The sequence below is a fragment of the Chryseobacterium vrystaatense genome, assembly GCF_000737765.1.
Taxonomy (GTDB): Bacteria; Bacteroidota; Bacteroidia; order Flavobacteriales; family Weeksellaceae; genus Chryseobacterium; species Chryseobacterium vrystaatense.
Genome location: NZ_JPRI01000012.1, coordinates 102,821 through 117,418 on the forward strand (window position 1 = coordinate 102,821; position 14,598 = coordinate 117,418).

Here is a 14,598-nt window from a genome sequence, read left to right on the forward strand (position 1 = left end):
TGAAGGCGGTTTCATTTTATTTAAAATCCCAATTAAAATATAGCAGGATATTTCTGAGGATTTATATTTATTTCTCCATTATCAACATAGTGGCAAAAGGAGTGATTTTTTGGTTAGAAATTACACTTAAACCTGCGCTTGAAATAGCTTTCTTCCATTGTTTCTGACTTAGGAAATGAAATGCTCCGATATTAAAGAAAATAAAATTGGTTACATCTCTAAATTGCTCTGAGACAATTATTAAACCATCATTTTTCAAAACCCTTTTCGCTTCTTTAAAAAACAAAACGCGCTGCTCATGATCTAAAATCTCATGAAGTGCAGTTATCGCAAGAATAACATCCTGAGATTGATCTTCGAAAGGCAATTGACTGGGAACTATCTTTATTTCTTTAGGATTGGGTGGAAATACTTTTTTTGAAGTTTCAATTCCCTTTTCATGCTCGTGCCTGTTTCCAAAAATATCACAGACTGTCAAATTTAAGTTTGGGTATTTCTCTTCTAATCCTTTTGATAAAGGATCAAAACTGGCATGAACCAGAATTGCATTTTCGATTTTTTTAAAATCCACAACTCCTTTTAAGTTTTTTAATTCATACAAATCCGATTGGTCATAAAGAACATAGGATGCGGCAAGTGAAGCTATTATATTCAAAATAATAAGACCACTTAAAATTCTTAATAATAAAACAGCAGAGCCTGAATTTATCCAAAATGACAATACGAAAAGTAGAACTGAAACGATAAGTCCAAGGACTATTTTTTGATAATTAAAAAGGATGACAAGTTTGGTAATTTTCATGTATCTGTAGTTTTTAAGATATTTTGGACAGGCTTTCAAATTTATAAATTTTACAATGAAAAAACCGCTTCCTAAAAAAGAAAGCGGTTTCGTTTTATTAAAAATCCCAATTAAAATATCGCAGGATATTTCTGAGGGTTTGTTTCGTTGAACATTGCGTAGATCTTTTCAACCATATCATCAGAAGATGGCTTGCTGAAATAATCTCCGTCACTTGCATAAGCAGGTCTGTGGTCGTTAGCAGCAATCGTTAATGGATCTGAATCCAGATATCTGAATGCTTTCTGCTTCTCAAGAATCTGCTGAAGAATAAATGCCGAAGTACCTCCTTCCACATCTTCGTCGATCACAACCAATCGGTTGGTTCTCTTAACGCTTTCAGCAATTTCATTTGTTAAATCGAAAGGAATTAAAGACTGTACATCAATAACTTCTGCAGAGATTCCAAGTTTCTCCAACTCGTCTGCTGCATCCATTACAATTCTCCATGTCGATCCATAAGTTACCAGAGTAACATCTTTTCCTTCTTTGGTTACTTCAATTTTCCCGACAGGAACTGTGAAATCACCTAAGTTATCAGGTTGTTTTTCTTTTAATCTGTATCCGTTCAGACATTCAACAATCACAGCAGGATCATCACTCTGAAGCATGGTATTATAGAATCCGGCAGCTTTCGTCAGGTTTCTTGGTACCAATACCAAAATCCCTTTTGAAAGGTTTAGAATTCCCGCCATTGGAGAACCTGAATGCCAAACACCTTCCAGTCTGTGACCTCTTGTTCTGATGATTACAGGAGCTTTCTGACCTCCTTTTGTCCTGTACTGAACCGTTGCCAGATCATCACTCATTCCCTGTAAACAGTATAAGATATAATCCAGATACTGGATCTCAGCGATAGGTCTCAAACCTCTCATCGCCATACCAATACCCTGACCAAGAATAGTAGCTTCACGGATTCCCGTATCTGCAACACGTACTTCGCCATATTTTTCCTGCATTCCTTCCAGTCCCTGGTTAACGTCACCGATATTTCCGGCATCTTCACCAAATACTAAAGTTTCAGGATATTTCTCGAAAATTTTATCAAAATTATTTCTTACCACAACTCTACCGTCTACATCTTCTGAACTGTCAGAATAAACAGGTTTGATTTCTTTCACATTTTCAGCTTTCCACTGAGACTGTGAATACAGGTGGGAAGAATAGTTGTCTTTTTCCACTTCAAAAACTTCACTATACTTCTGCATCAACTGAGTTCTTTCTGTAGAAGAAGTTCCTCTTGTTGCCAGTAAAGCTTTTCTTGTCAGGTGGAAGATATCTTTTTTAGCCTTAGAAACAAGTTTGTTAAACTGCGCAATATAGTTTTCAATTTCAGTATTCTGTCCTTTAAGGTTTTCAACCAGCGGAAGTACAGACTGAATTAAATCCGTAATAGTCTTCTGGTAATTTTCCCAGGCATTTTTCTGACCTGCTTTGACAATTTTTTTGGCTTCATCATCTATCGCATCAAGTTCTTCAACAGATGCAATAATTTCTTCTTTCCCTTCAATTTCAATTGAATAATTCAATACCCACTCTCTGAATTTCACCAATCCGTCAAATTGAGATTCCCAGGAAAGACGCTCTTCATTTTTATATCTCTCGTGAGACCCGGAAGTAGAGTGACCTTGAGGCTGTGTAACTTCAATCACGTGTACTACCACAGGAACGCTCTCTACTCTTGCAAACTGCTCTGCTCTCGCATAGGCATCTAATAAAGCAGGATAATCCCAGGCTTTCACCTGAATGATTTCGCACCCCTGGTTTTCCCCTTCTTTTCTTTGGAAACCGCTTAACATTTCAGCAATGTCAGCTTTAGCTCTCTGATTTTTGGTTGGAACTGAAATTCCATAACCGTCATCCCAGATGGATACAATCATAGGAACCTGAAGCGCACAAGCTGCATTCAATGTTTCCCAGAAATGTCCTTCTGCTGTAGAAGCGTCTCCAATGGTACCAAAAGCAATCTCGTTACCTTCGTTTGAGAACTTTTCAGAACCATCAAATTTTACACTTTTATAAATTTTAGAAGCCTGAGCCAATCCTAATAATCTAGGCATCTGACCTGCTGTAGGAGAAATATCAGAAGAGATATTTTTTTGTGCTGTAAGATCTTTCCAGCTTCCGTCTTCATTTAAACTTCTTGTGGCAAAATGCCCGTTCATTTGTCTTCCTGCTGATGCCGGCTCTCTTTCAACGCTCGTATCTGCATAAAGCTGTGCGAAAAAGCTTTCAACCGTTAAAGCATCTACTGCTAGTGCAAAAGTCTGATCTCTGTAATACCCCGAACGGAAGTCACCATTTCTGAAAACTTTCGCCATCGCCAGCTGAGGAAGTTCTTTTCCGTCCCCAAAAATTCCAAATTTAGCTTTTCCTGTAAGTACTTCTCTTCTTCCAAGATAAGACATCTCGCGCGATATCCTTCCTAACCTGTAATCTTCAAGTATCTGATTTTTAAAATCCTGGAAAGAAATTTGCTGTGTTTCAATATAGGTTGTCTGCATAGCTAGATATAAAAGTTTTTTATTCTTCAAGTATGGCGCTAATATACAATTTTTAAATTAATTTTAATTTTCAATAATCTTTTTTAAAAATTTGATAATAAAAAAATTGTGTTTTATATTGTAAAAAATTGTAAATGATGGAAAAAAAGTCCCCGCATATCCTGAATGCATCGAGTAATCTTTTAGGTTTTTCCCTGATAATCATCACTTCACTGAAGATCACTAAAATCAGTGCTCATACCCATCTGGATGAATTTGCCGGCTTGTCGTGCCTGTTGTTTGCGTGCAGCTGTTTCTTTTCATTTCTTGCGATCAGAACAAAAAATGAAAAGCGGGAAACGAAATTTGAGACTATTGCGGATTATTTATTTTTAACCGCCTTATTTTGTATAGTTCTAGCTGTAATAATTGTGACCGTTAAAATAATTTAGTTTAAAATTTTCTTTCAATTACGTAATCAAGCATCAGAAGTAACGATTTTTTAGGTTCAGAATCCGGAAATTCATTCAGGATATCTTTTGCTTTCTGCTGAAAGTTCTTCATTTCTCTCACAGCATAATCCATACCCCCGGAACTTTTAACAAATTCTATAAGCTCTTTGACCCGTTTTGGGTCATTATTATACCGTTTGATGGTGTTGAAATAATATTTTCTGTCTTTTTCAGTAGCACTCTTCAATGTATAAATTAAAGGAAGCGTCATTTTCTGCTCTTTAATATCGATACCAACAGGTTTTCCGATAACATTTGAGCTTAAATAGTCGAATAGGTCATCTTTGATCTGAAATGCCATTCCGGTATAGGTCCCGAAATTCATCATTTTTTTTGCAAGAACTTCATCCGCATTATTGGAAAGAACCCCTATCTCACAACAAGCGGCAATCAGTGTCGCTGTTTTCTGACGGATAATTTCATAATAAACATCTTCTGTAATATCAAGCTTTCTGGCCTTTTCCAGCTGTAGAAGCTCCCCTTCAGACATTTCACGGATTGTTCTGGAAATCACACCCAGAAGATCATAGTCTTTATGATCTGTAGAAAGTAATACTGATTTTGACAAAAGGTAATCTCCTACCAGAACCGCAATCTTATTCTTCCACAGGGCATTAATAGAAAAGAAATTACGTCGTTTAAAGCTTTCATCAACGACATCATCGTGCACAAGAGTAGCTGTATGGATCAGTTCTATCATAGAAGCTCCACGGTAGGTTTTTTCGGTCACTTCACCTACTAGTTTTGCACACAGGAATACGAACATTGGCCGCATCTGCTTACCTTTTGTGGTGACAATAAAGCGGGTTACTTTATCTAACAAAGGTACTTTACTCTGCATGGATTCATAAAACTTCTGTTCGAAAAGTTTCATTTCCTCATTGATCGGTCGCTTGATTTCTTCTACGATGTTCACTACTATTTAATAAAGTATTTATTTTCAACCATGTAGACACATAGAGAATATATGATTTAAACCTATCCTGTGTACTTTCTGGAGATTTTCAATTAGCAAATATATGAAAACTAATCAATTATTATTTGATGCATTCTTATCTAAAATTAACATTTATCTCTTATCTGTAGTATTTTTTATCCGAACCTGTTTTTAAAACAAAAAAACAGCCCCTGCCAATGGCAGGGGCTTTATATTGAAAGCAAATAATTTCTTAGTCAATAATTATTGGCGGACAATATGATGAGTTGATAGGTCTGCAAGCACTTCCTGCACAACACCAGCCTTCTCCACATGGTTCTCCACCGCCACAGTATTTAAGTCCTCCTTTAATAGTTTTTAAATTTTCACGTGACATTTTCTTTAAATTTTTCATAAGTTTTAATTTTATAATTGTGTCACTAATATATGAATAATTCTAAACATACAATACTTTTACCTCAATATTTTCATTAAAATTTTAAATTAAATATATTATTATCAATCAAATACAGGATTTCACTTCATTTTACAATAATTATTTTTAAAGAAACTATTGTTGTATTCAGATACAAGATGATTACTCTTTGAATTCTTCTTTTGGGATAAAATACAATGCAGGCTTTGCTCCTCCCAACCTTGATCTGAATTTTTCTCCTGAGATATAAATCCCTGTTTCATTAACGGCAATACCTTCAATCTGTCCGATCGAGAGAGCGCTGCCCAGATAGTAATGCTTTGGAGTATCTTTAAAAAAGATTCCCGGTTCTGTTTCTTTAAACACATTCAGGAATACTTCTGTTTTCTTGGTATATCCTATCAAATAAAGCTTTTTGTCAAAATACGCTGCATCTGTTACGACAAAGTTGGTTTTGTAGGATTCCACTTTTTCTGCCTTCTGTTTCTCAGAGGTCGCAGGATCGATGATGTAATGAGATGTTGATTTTGATTTCCATTCCTTAGTAAACAGGTGCAGTTTTCCATTGAGGTACATCATGGCTTCTGCATCAAAATCGTTGTTGGTATATTTTGGAATAAATTCAGTCTGTTCAGGATAATAAAACGAAATCTTTGCAATTGAATCATTCTTTGGTTCACCATTCTGAAAAGGCAGTCTGTAAATTTCAAGATCTCTTCTCGTTCCACCGTTATTTCCAAAATCTCCAATATAGAAATTCTTTCCGTCGTTAGTCAGAGCTTCCCAATCCTTATTTTTAGCATTAATTGTTAACGTATTTTTGATAGTGCCTGAAGTCTTATCAAGTTCAAAAAGTTCCGGAGCATTACCACTGTCATTGAAAGTATATAATTTTCCATTCAAAATGCTCAGCCCTGATGTTTCCTGAATCCTGTCATCCAAATAGGCAACCCTGAATTTTCTTATTTTCAAAAAGTCAGTCTGTTGTGAAAATGACAGTTGAAAAATAATAACTGCAGAGAGAAGAAAGAATTTTTTCATAGGGTAAAAATAAGGGTTTATAAGTAATTGGAAAAAGACCTGTCCAAAATATTGAAAGCTTTTAATATTGTTTTTTCTCCTTCTCAGACTTTATTCTTTACCTCTATTTGATCCTTAGGTGGAATCATGCTGATTTCATTTTTTCTTTCTGACCCTGTCTTTTTGCCTGTTTCTTTAAATAGTCTTTCTGGTACTGCCTTACTGTTTTTCCGGTCCCATCGTGCCTCCATCCCGGTGAATTGAAAATATAATTTACCCGGTCTGAGATCTTCAGTCCCGGTTGTCTGAGGTCTTTCCATATCTTTCTCCATTCATAAAAAAGAACTGTATCAGGTTTATTATCCGGCATTTTTGGGTAGATTCCATACTTTATAGGAACATTTGGGTCTTCCTTTTCGAAGGTTCCGAAGATCTTATCCCAGATGATCAGGCACATGCCCATATTCCTGTCCAGATATTTGATGTTGCAGGCGTGGTGTACTCTATGATGTGAAGGTGTTACCAGAATATATTCCAAAATCCCCATCGTTTTAACCGTCTGTGTATGCACCCAGGTTCCATACACCTGCCCTATCGCATAAACGACCATGATATGCCATGGATTAAAGCCTAAAAATGCCAAAGGAGAAAAATAAAGATATCTGTAAAGCGGCTGCAGGACAGGACTTCTAAAGCCTGTTGTAAGATTGAAATATTCTGAATTATGGTGGGTAATATGAACTGCCCAGAATGCTCTGGAATGGTGATCTACATAATGCAGTACGTAATAGGCAAAGTCTGTAATGATAAAGCAGATCAGCCAGTACCAAACGGTAAAATCCCAGGTGACTATTTTGTGATTGTAAAAGAAAAACATGACTCCCATGGCAAAAGCCTTCATGATCAGATCCAGACCGAAGTTCATTAATGCAAGATACACGCTCGTTGCAACATCCTTTCCGTTATACAGCTTAGCTTCAGAAACATGGCTGTATATCATTTCTGCTAAAATAACTGTGGCATGAAGCGGAATTGACCATGCATAGACATTTTCAAGCCCGTCTTCGCCTGTGAAGAAGTCCAACATCCCTTATTACTTTATGTAAAGGTAGGGGTTTAGGAAATTTTTAAGAAAAGTTTTGAATTTTTTAAGGAAATTTTAATCAGTCGCTTTATTGGCAAGCTGTCCGCAGGCTGCATCGATGTCACCACCACGGCTTTTTCTGATCATCACTGTAATCCCGGCATTTTCAAGCTGGCGTACATAATTATCTTCCGCCTTCTTGTTGCACTGATCATATTTTCCGTCTCCAATAGGGTTATACTGGATCAGATTCACTTTAGAAGGAACCTGTCTGCAGTACCTGATAAGGGCCTTGATATCTTCATCACCATCATTGATCCCTTTCCATACACAGTATTCGAAAGTGATCACAGACCCTGTTTTCTGATACCAGTACTGAAGTGCGTCCATGATATCTGTTAATGGGAATTTATCCGAGAAAGGCATGATCTCGTTACGCTTGACTTCAATAGCAGAGTGAAGTGAAAGTGCCAGTTTTACGCGAAGTTCATCATCCGCAAGCATTTTGATCATCTTAGGAATTCCGGATGTAGAAACAGTAATTCTTCTTGGAGACATTCCCAAACCTTCCGGCTGGGTTATCTTTCTGATGGCTTCCACTACATTTTTGTAATTCATCATCGGCTCCCCCATTCCCATAAAAACGATATTGGAAAGCGGTCTGTTAAAATACATTTTACTTTGGCTGTCAATCAGGGCAACCTGGTCAACGATCTCCGCTACTTCAAGGTTTCTCATTCTTTTGAGCCTTGCTGTTGCACAGAATTCACAATTTAACGAACATCCTACCTGTGAAGAAACGCATGCTGTAGTTCTTGTCTCTGTAGGAATAAGAACGGATTCTACCAACAGTCCGTCGTGAAGTTTCACCCCATTTTTAATGGTTCCGTCTGTACTTTTCTGCAGTTGATCCACAGACACGGGATTAATGGTGTATTCTTCAGCAATCTTTTCACGTAGAGATTTTGAAAGATTCGTCATTTCATCAATCGAATGGAGATTTTTACTCCATAACCAGTCATAAACCTGCTTGGCACGAAAGGGTTTTTCACCTAAAGTTGCAAAGTAGTCTTTAAGTTGGTCTAATGATAAAATTCTGATATCCTTCAAAGTAGTATTGATTTTAAATTATAAATTTTAGATTAAAATCCTTTCCAGAAGTTGGGACCTAATCTAAAATTTATAATCTATAATTGAAAATTAAATTAATTACAAAATAAGCATTGCGTCACCGTAAGAATAGAATTTGTACTTTTCTTTTACGGCTTCTTCATATGCATGCATGATAAAATCTTTTCCTGCAAAAGCAGCAATCATCATCAATAATGTTGATTTTGGTGTGTGGAAATTGGTAATCATTGCATTCGCAACTCCAAAATCATGAGGCGGATAAATAAATTTGTTTGTCCAGCCATTGAAAGCAGAAATCTTTCTGTTTGAAGAAACAGACGTCTCCAATGCTCTCATCGTTGTAGTACCTACTGCACAAACTCTTCTGTGAGCATCTACTGCTTTATTGATGATATCAGCATTTCTTTCGTCGATGATCACTTCTTCAGACTCCATTTTATGTTTAGAAAGATCTTCCACCTCGATTGGGTTGAAAGTTCCTAAACCAACGTGAAGGGTAACTTCAGCAAAATCAACTCCTTTGATCTCCAGTTTCTTCATCAAATGCTTAGAGAAGTGAAGACCTGCTGTAGGTGCAGCAACTGCTCCTTCTATTTTAGCATAGATCGTCTGGTATCTTTCTGCATCTTCCGGTTCTACTGCTCTTTTGATGTATTTTGGAAGTGGAGTTTCTCCTAATTCTTTCAGTTTTGTTCTGAATTCGTCATAAGAACCGTCGAATAAGAATCTTAATGTTCTTCCTCTTGAGGTTGTATTGTCGATCACCTCCGCTACTAAAGATTCATCTTCAGTAAAGAATAACTTATTTCCAATTCTGATCTTTCTTGCAGGATCTACAAGAACGTCCCATACTCTGGTTTCTTTGTCAAGCTCTCTTAAAAGGAAAACTTCAATTTTGGCTCCCGTTTTTTCTTTATTTCCATAAAGACGTGCAGGGAAAACCTTAGTATTGTTGAAAATGAAAAGATCTTTCTCATCGAAATAGTCAACAACATCTTTAAACAACTTATGTTCAATAGTTTCTGTTTTTCTATTAAGAACCATTAGCTTGGCTTCGTCTCTGTGTTCAGATGGGTGCTCTGCTAATAATTCTTCAGGAAGATCAAAATTAAAATCTGATGTTTTCATTTTTTTAAATTACGGTTTAAAAATTATTCAAATTACAAGTGTAATTTTCAGTGTGCAAATATACGACATTGAATACCCCTTTGTCAAGTATTATTTAAAATCAAATTTAAAACCGTGATTCTACGGTGATTTATGAAGGAAAAAAAGATTATTTTTGGCAATATTTAAAAATTTTTACACTATGAGCAAATATTCATTGGAAGCTTTCGTCAACGAAACAAAAGAAAATCCGCAGCAGAGGGACTATTTTGAACTGGAAACTCCGCATCTGTTAGAAATAAACCTTAACAATCAGGCTGTATGGACCAAAAGAGGGAGTATGGTAGGCTATGTTGGAGGCATCAATTTCGAAAGACAGGGGATGCTGGCAGGAGGAATCGGTAATCTTTTAAAGAAAGCAATCAGTGGTGAAGGAACCAAGCTGATGAAAGCAGAAGGAAGCGGCAAACTTTATGTGGCAGATTCTGGTAAAAAAGTACGCATCCTTTACCTGAACAATGAATCGGTATGTGTCAATGGAAATGATGTCCTGGCACATGAACAAAGTGTTAAAAGTGACATTACCATGCTTAAAAGTGTTGCAGGCATGATGGCTGGCGGCCTTTTTCAGGTAAAGCTTTCCGGAACCGGACATATCGCAATCACAACACACGGTGAACCATTGACATTAATGGTAACCCCGGACAATCCTGTTTTTACAGATCCTAATGCTACAGTGGCATGGTCTGGAAACCTAAGCCCTGATCTTAAAACGAATGTTTCTTTCAAAAGTCTCATCGGTAGAGGAAGCGGCGAAGAATTCCAGATGAAGTTCTCAGGAAACGGATGGGTACTGATCCAGCCGTACGAAGAAGTATATTTCACAGAGAAATAATATATTAAAAATTGATGATTCTAAAGATGGCTGCTCCTTAAACCGGAGCAGCCGTTTTTTATTTTTACCTCAAAACCCGTCATCCTCAGCCCATGAACTGTCATCCGTAACTTCTGCTCAAAAACTGAATCCCGAACCCATACCCATACCCCTACCTCGCAACTTTTTAATATATTTAAGAAAAAATTTTGATGGACAACACCTCTTCACGCAGAAACTTTATTAAAACTGCAGCTCTGGCCAGCTTTGGCGCATTGGTTTTACCCAATTCTTTATTTGCCTATTCCAATGATTTTAAATCAGATAAAAAAGTTCGTGTCGGCTTTATTGGCGTAGGACTCCGTGGACAGGAACATGTAAAGCTGCTTGCAAAGCGTGATGATGTGGAAATTGTAGCCTTTGCTGATCCTGATAAAAGAATGCTTCTGGCTTCTCAAAAAATACTGAAAGACCATAATAAATCTGCAGCTCAGGAATTTTCCAACGGTGAATACGATTACCGGAATCTTTTAAAATTAAAAACAATAGATGCGGTAGTGATTGCCACTCCGTGGGAATGGCATCTTCCTCAGGGAACCGAAGCAATGAGAGCGCGGAAGATTGTTGGCATGGAGGTTTCAGGAGCTATAAAACTTCAGGACTGCTGGGAATTTGTAAAAGTATATGAGGAAACTAAGGTTCCTATTTTCATGATGGAAAACGTATGCTACCGCAGGGATATCATGGCTGTTTTGAATATGGTCCGTAAAGGAATGTTCGGAGAACTGGTTCATGGACGAGGTGGTTATCAGCATGATTTGAGGGGTGTTCTTTTCAATGATGGTGTTACCCCATACAATTCGGGTGCTGAATTTGGAGAAAAAGGATTCAGTGAAGCCCATTGGAGAACGGAACATTATGTGAAGAGAAACGGAGAACTCTATCCTACTCACGGATTAGGTCCTGTCGCGGTTATGATGGATATCAACCGTGGAAACCGTCTGACGAGGCTTTCTTCTTTCTCATCAAAGTCTGTCGGCCTGCATAAGTACATTGCAGAACATCCTAAAGGAGGAGAAAATCATCCTAATGCCAAAGTAAAATTCAATCAGGGAGATATTGTCACTACACAGATTGCATGTGCCAACGGAGAAACGATCCTTTTAACCCATGATACAAGTTTACAGAGACCTTATGATCTGGGATTCAGAGTACAGGGTACGGAAGGTTTATGGCAAGACTTCGGCTGGGGTGATTTTAACCAGGGGAATATTTATTTTGAAAAAACAATGAATCACAGCCACCGATGGGAAAATACGGAAAAATGGATGAAAGAATTTGATCATCCTATCTGGAAAAAATTCGAAAACACAGCTGCAGGTGCGGGACATGGAGGAATGGATTTCTTTGTGATGAATACCTTTATCGAATGCATTAAAAGAAATATAGAATTTCCGATGGATGTGTATGATCTTGCCTTATGGTATTCTATCACACCGCTAAGTGAGGAATCTATTGCTAAAGGAGGACAGGTTGTAGATATTCCTGACTTTACGAATGGAAAATGGAAAACCCGTAAACCTGTATTTGGAATGACTGATGAATTCTAAAAAAACATTACTCATTTTGGCCGGAGGTTTAGGAAGCCGTTACAAAGGTCTAAAACAGATAGATGGAATCCTGGACAACGACTCACCGATTCTGGAATATTCGATCTTTGATGCATTGGAAGCCGGTTTCAGCAAAGTGGTTATCATTGTGAACAGGCTTATTCCCCAAAGTTATATAGAAAGATTAAATACAATAGCCCATGTAAAAAGCTTTGAGCTTCAATGGATGTATCAGGAAAAAAGCAGTTTTCTGCCACCGGATTATGACTTCTCAGAGAGGGAAAAGCCATGGGGAACAGGACATGCCGTGCTTTGTGCAAAAAATGCAGTGCAGGAACCTTTTATCATGATCAATGCCGATGACTTTTATGGGAAAGAAGCCTATCTGCTGGCCTCGAAAGAAATTGACATTCATATTTCCGGATCGCAATTTGGAATGGCAGCCTATCCAGTAGGATCCACTTTGAGCGGAAACGGAAACGTGGCAAGGGGAATATGTACATTAGATACTGACAATTATCTGGTGAAAATAGAGGAACAGACCTCTATACGAAAGGAAGGGAGTAGCATTATCTATACCGATGACGGAAAGAATGTAGAGATCACCGCTGATACATTGGTATCTATGAATTTTTTCATTTTTCATCAGGATATTTTTGATGCTCTTGAATTATATTTTAAAGATTTTATACAGTCAGGCCCGGAACCTTCAAAGGAATTTTATATTCCTTCAGCAGTACAGAGAATGATTGATGAAAAAAAAGCAAGGGTTTTGGTAAAGGCTTCCCCTTCTCAATGGATGGGAGTAACCTATGCAAACGACAAAAGCAGTATTAAAGATTTTCTGACATCAGAAATCAAAAAAAACAGATATCCTGAAGATCTATGGAATTAAAACAAATCGTTACCGGATTCACCGGAACTGAAAATTGCACGGTCAGTCCTATTACCAATGGACTGATCAACACGACATATTTGGTGGAAGATCACGATTCTACGGAAAAATTTATCCTTCAAAAAGTGAATACCCGGGTATTTCCGTTTCCAGAAATCATCAGTCAAAATCATATACTGATCAACAGGATGCTGGAAGATGGGGATTATCCTTTACAGCTGGTAAAACCTAAGGAAACATTATCCGGAAATTTCATGATGACAGATGAAAACGGAGAATCGTGGAGAATGTTTGGCTTTATTGAAGATACAAAGACTTACTTTAAAATCCCTGATCTAAAAACAGCTTATGAATCGGCAAAAGCTGTTGGACGCTTTTTAAATACTGTAAATCCTGATCTCCTTCCTGATATTCAGGCTCCGATTCCTGATTTTATCAATTTTGAGAAAAGAGTTTTGGATTACCAAACCTCATTACAACAAGCGAATGAAGATCTTTTAAAAAATGCAGCTCAGGAAATAGAGACCATGAATAAACTTCTTTTCCTTCCTGAAAAATGGATCAAAATGGAAAAAGATCACCTGCTGCCGAAAAGAATTATCCACGGAGATCCCAATGTGAGAAATATCCTTTTTGATAAAACTTCAAGACCTTTGGCTGTTATAGATCTTGATACGGTAACGGTTTCAACGATCTTATATGATTTTGGTGATATGGCAAGATCTTACACCAATATTTTGGACGAGGATAACGGAGATGCGGACAATAATTTCAACCCGCAAATTTACAGAACTGTAAAGGATGGTTTTCTGCTTTATTTAAAACAGAAACTTACCTATGGGGAACTTGAAAACCTTGATTATGCTGCACAGACGGTCATTTATATTCAGGCGGTGCGTTTTCTGACTGATTATCTGAATGGAAGTACTTACTATTCGACAAAGTATGCAGAACACAATCTGGACAGGACGAAAAATCAGTTAGAGCTTCTGAAAGGATTGAGAAAATATCTGCGTGTTGACTAACTGTATTTTCAACACTGCTGCTAGGAGTAACAAAAGTTTTTAGATTTAAGTTTATTTTGATGTGAGCTTAATGCTTCTCTAAATACTCAACTTTCTAATACCAAAAGATCTTACTCCTTTTAAAAGTTAAAATTTTAAACCAGAAAATCTAAAATCTTCTTCCATTCTTCTAATTTAACATCAAAAGATACGGTATGAAGAGGACTTGTTGAGGGAAGCTGAACAATCGGCAACCGATAGTTTTTGCCTAAAAGTTTCTGCAGGTTTTTATATGATTTTCCTCCGTTACAGAAAATAGCTTTAATATGGGGATGCTCATCCAGAAGTTCATCAATACGGTTAGCTTCTTCATTTTTAATTTCAGAATCCAGACTTCCTTTTCTCTCGCAGGAATCGATCACGTCCCAGACTGCCAGATGATGTTTCTTTAAAATATTTTTTCGTTCCGTATAATCTTCAGTAAACGTTTCATTGAACAGATGAAAAATAATGGTCCAGAATTTATTTTGCGGATGACCATAATATTGTTGCTTTTCCAGGGATTTGACCCCGGGAATTGAACCTAAAATTAAAATTTCAGACTGATCATCAATAAGCGGAGGGAATGAGGAAATTCTGTTTTGCATACTCAAATATATAAAATTTGGCTAAAGCCGTTGGATCA

The 14,598-nt window shown here is 37.1% G+C and carries 14 protein-coding genes; 5 read left to right on the forward strand and 9 right to left on the reverse strand.

Annotated features, from left to right (window positions below; genetic code table 11):
* Window positions 1–67: 67 nt before the first annotated feature.
* On the reverse strand, window positions 68–802 hold the full coding sequence (locus tag IW16_RS22840; protein ID WP_034750240.1) for a class I SAM-dependent methyltransferase: 735 nt from the start codon (window positions 800–802) through the stop codon (window positions 68–70).
* 110 nt (window positions 803–912) lie between these two features.
* A complete protein-coding gene (locus tag IW16_RS22845; RefSeq protein ID WP_034750241.1) occupies window positions 913–3,345 on the reverse strand; it encodes an alpha-ketoacid dehydrogenase subunit alpha/beta in 2,433 nt (810 codons plus the stop codon).
* A gap of 134 nt (window positions 3,346–3,479) precedes the next feature.
* Here IW16_RS22845 and IW16_RS22850 point away from each other — a divergent pair, with 134 nt between their 5' ends.
* A complete protein-coding gene (locus IW16_RS22850; RefSeq protein WP_228376981.1) occupies window positions 3,480–3,776 on the forward strand; it encodes a hypothetical protein in 297 nt (98 codons plus the stop codon).
* A 1-nt stretch (window position 3,777) separates the two neighbouring features.
* On the opposite strand, the gene IW16_RS22855 is transcribed toward IW16_RS22850, so the two are convergent.
* The 6 genes from IW16_RS22855 to queA all read right to left on the reverse strand — a co-directional run bounded on the left by IW16_RS22855 (window position 3,778) and on the right by queA (window position 9,551).
* Window positions 3,778–4,710: a polyprenyl synthetase family protein gene (locus IW16_RS22855; protein ID WP_051890770.1), complete on the reverse strand. Its 933-nt coding sequence runs from the start codon at window positions 4,708–4,710 to the stop codon at window positions 3,778–3,780.
* A 295-nt stretch (window positions 4,711–5,005) separates the two neighbouring features.
* Window positions 5,006–5,167, reverse strand: a complete 162-nt coding sequence (locus tag IW16_RS26790; RefSeq protein WP_449390382.1) for a bacteriocin-like protein — start codon at window positions 5,165–5,167, stop codon at window positions 5,006–5,008.
* 183 nt (window positions 5,168–5,350) lie between these two features.
* Complete coding sequence (locus IW16_RS22860; protein ID WP_034750244.1) at window positions 5,351–6,229, reverse strand: hypothetical protein; 879 nt, start codon at window positions 6,227–6,229, stop codon at window positions 5,351–5,353.
* Between the two features lie 124 nt (window positions 6,230–6,353).
* Complete coding sequence (locus tag IW16_RS22865; protein ID WP_034750249.1) at window positions 6,354–7,295, reverse strand: sterol desaturase family protein; 942 nt, start codon at window positions 7,293–7,295, stop codon at window positions 6,354–6,356.
* A gap of 72 nt (window positions 7,296–7,367) precedes the next feature.
* Window positions 7,368–8,402: a 23S rRNA (adenine(2503)-C(2))-methyltransferase RlmN gene (gene rlmN / locus IW16_RS22870; RefSeq protein ID WP_034750252.1), complete on the reverse strand. Its 1,035-nt coding sequence runs from the start codon at window positions 8,400–8,402 to the stop codon at window positions 7,368–7,370.
* A 99-nt stretch (window positions 8,403–8,501) separates the two neighbouring features.
* Window positions 8,502–9,551 (reverse strand): tRNA preQ1(34) S-adenosylmethionine ribosyltransferase-isomerase QueA, encoded by a 1,050-nt coding sequence (gene queA / locus IW16_RS22875; protein ID WP_034750256.1) that lies wholly within the window; start codon window positions 9,549–9,551, stop codon window positions 8,502–8,504.
* 181 nt (window positions 9,552–9,732) lie between these two features.
* Here queA and IW16_RS22880 point away from each other — a divergent pair, with 181 nt between their 5' ends.
* The 4 genes from IW16_RS22880 (at window position 9,733) to IW16_RS22895 (ending at window position 13,934) form a co-directional block, all read left to right on the forward strand.
* Window positions 9,733–10,425 carry an AIM24 family protein gene (locus IW16_RS22880; protein ID WP_034750259.1) on the forward strand — a complete coding sequence of 231 codons (693 nt, stop codon included), beginning with the start codon at window positions 9,733–9,735 and terminating at the stop codon, window positions 10,423–10,425.
* A 191-nt stretch (window positions 10,426–10,616) separates the two neighbouring features.
* A complete protein-coding gene (locus tag IW16_RS22885) occupies window positions 10,617–12,014 on the forward strand; it encodes a Gfo/Idh/MocA family protein (protein WP_034750262.1) in 1,398 nt (465 codons plus the stop codon).
* Window positions 12,004–12,909 carry a sugar phosphate nucleotidyltransferase gene (locus tag IW16_RS22890; RefSeq protein WP_034750265.1) on the forward strand — a complete coding sequence of 302 codons (906 nt, stop codon included), beginning with the start codon at window positions 12,004–12,006 and terminating at the stop codon, window positions 12,907–12,909. Before IW16_RS22885 ends, IW16_RS22890 begins: the two co-directional genes overlap by 11 nt.
* Entirely contained in the window at window positions 12,900–13,934 is a 1,035-nt protein-coding gene (locus IW16_RS22895) for a phosphotransferase enzyme family protein (RefSeq protein WP_051890652.1), read from the forward strand. The genes IW16_RS22890 and IW16_RS22895 overlap by 10 nt, the downstream gene beginning before the upstream one ends.
* Window positions 13,935–14,068: 134 nt before the next feature.
* Here the strand turns inward: IW16_RS22895 and IW16_RS22900 are convergent, their stop codons facing one another.
* Window positions 14,069–14,560 carry a DNA-deoxyinosine glycosylase gene (locus IW16_RS22900; RefSeq protein WP_034750268.1) on the reverse strand — a complete coding sequence of 164 codons (492 nt, stop codon included), beginning with the start codon at window positions 14,558–14,560 and terminating at the stop codon, window positions 14,069–14,071.
* Window positions 14,561–14,598: the final 38 nt, after the last annotated feature.

Coding starts and splice junctions, on each gene's coding strand:
- queA (WP_034750256.1), bottom strand. CDS start 9,551: ATGAAAACATCAGATTTTAATTTTGATCTTCCTGAAGAATTATTAGCA.
- IW16_RS22890 (WP_034750265.1), top strand. CDS start 12,004: ATGAATTCTAAAAAAACATTACTCATTTTGGCCGGAGGTTTAGGAAGC.
- IW16_RS22845 (WP_034750241.1), bottom strand. CDS start 3,345: ATGCAGACAACCTATATTGAAACACAGCAAATTTCTTTCCAGGATTTT.
- IW16_RS22865 (WP_034750249.1), bottom strand. CDS start 7,295: ATGTTGGACTTCTTCACAGGCGAAGACGGGCTTGAAAATGTCTATGCA.
- IW16_RS22840 (WP_034750240.1), bottom strand. CDS start 802: ATGAAAATTACCAAACTTGTCATCCTTTTTAATTATCAAAAAATAGTC.
- IW16_RS22860 (WP_034750244.1), bottom strand. CDS start 6,229: ATGAAAAAATTCTTTCTTCTCTCTGCAGTTATTATTTTTCAACTGTCA.
- IW16_RS22900 (WP_034750268.1), bottom strand. CDS start 14,560: ATGCAAAACAGAATTTCCTCATTCCCTCCGCTTATTGATGATCAGTCT.
- IW16_RS22850 (WP_228376981.1), top strand. CDS start 3,480: ATGATGGAAAAAAAGTCCCCGCATATCCTGAATGCATCGAGTAATCTT.
- IW16_RS22880 (WP_034750259.1), top strand. CDS start 9,733: ATGAGCAAATATTCATTGGAAGCTTTCGTCAACGAAACAAAAGAAAAT.
- IW16_RS22895 (WP_051890652.1), top strand. CDS start 12,900: ATGGAATTAAAACAAATCGTTACCGGATTCACCGGAACTGAAAATTGC.
- IW16_RS26790 (WP_449390382.1), bottom strand. CDS start 5,167: ATGAAAAATTTAAAGAAAATGTCACGTGAAAATTTAAAAACTATTAAA.
- IW16_RS22885 (WP_034750262.1), top strand. CDS start 10,617: ATGGACAACACCTCTTCACGCAGAAACTTTATTAAAACTGCAGCTCTG.
- IW16_RS22855 (WP_051890770.1), bottom strand. CDS start 4,710: ATGAAACTTTTCGAACAGAAGTTTTATGAATCCATGCAGAGTAAAGTA.